At 45.1% G+C, this 1,136-nt stretch carries 1 protein-coding gene; it reads right to left on the bottom strand.

Annotated elements, in window-relative coordinates:
• Positions 1-43 precede the first annotated feature (43 nt).
• A partial coding sequence (gene yopB, locus ACS8YF_RS19565) for a type III secretion system translocon subunit YopB (RefSeq protein ID WP_440851766.1) occupies positions 44-1,136 on the bottom strand: 1,093 nt, incomplete at its 5' end.

Genomic DNA, 1,136 nt, shown 5'->3' with positions numbered 1-1,136 from the left:
TGTCTGTCTTGATATTTATTGTCATGGTTATTCCTCCTTAAACTTAAACAGTATGTGGTCTGCCGGCCAAATTATGCAGCATGTCACCTTTTGCATTAATCATCTGGAAAATCAGTTCCATCACTTGTTGATGTGACTCTGACAAATGGGATAACTCTTCTTTGAGTCGGTCAATAATACTTTGTAACGCTGCCATGTCTGCCTTGTTCAAGGCCAAATCAGCGTTATTATGTTGTAAATCAGCTTGCTTTTTATTATTGATGGTCTGAGTTATTCCGCTGCCCACACCAACGGCGACTTGTGTTGCCTGTGATCCTGTACGGATTGCATGGCTCATTGTTAAACCAGCAAAACTGCCCCCTAATTTAGTCACTGCACTCCCGACAGTGTTTGATATGCCTGTCGAAATTTGGGCAACTTTGGCCGAAAACTCGGCTCCTTTAGCCACAAGACTTGCGGTGTTAGCACCGAGTTTTGCGCCAATATTAGCCAGGCATTTTAGTGCCGAACCGCCAAAGGTCATTACGGTTGAAACTACAGTCAATGCGACTTCAATCGCAGTGAGTATCGGCCCTAATATTTTCATTGCCTCTTGGGATATCAGGCCATCTTCCGCCGCTTGTTTCACTGCCATATTCGCCATCCCAATTACGCCTGAGGCAACCATCATTGCACCGGCAACGGCTCCTACCCCTGAGGCCACCATGATGGCACCGACAATCACTGAGGCTATGGCGCTGAGCCAGCCAAAAATCTTTGATGCGATGCCGGATTTCTTGACTTGCTTGGCATTCTCTTCTGTTTCTTTGATTTTCTCTTGATTCTCTTCAATTTTCTTCATGTTTTGTTCATGAAGACGCTGAATATCAGCGATTTTTATGTCTTTGCGTACTTCTTCTAAATTAGAAACTAGCTTACCTAACTCAATCTCAAATGTATCAGGTGAAGCAAGCGTAAACTTCGTTAGCACTGAAACATAATTTGATATCAGTTGAGATCCTGCCGCGCCGCGGGTGACCGACTCCAATAATTTAGTGACTTCTTGCTGTTGGCCTTCAGTAACTTGGCTGGCAACCACTGCTAGTGGTGCAGGGAGCTGTACGCCCTGAGAACTCACCCCGCCATTTTTATCCTTC

This window comes from Salinisphaera sp. SWV1 (assembly GCF_052044155.1).
In the GTDB taxonomy this organism is placed as follows: Bacteria; Pseudomonadota; Gammaproteobacteria; order Nevskiales; family Salinisphaeraceae; genus Salinisphaera.
The sequence above is the reverse complement of the archived record's forward strand: the minus strand, read 5'-3'. Positions and strand labels throughout refer to the sequence as shown.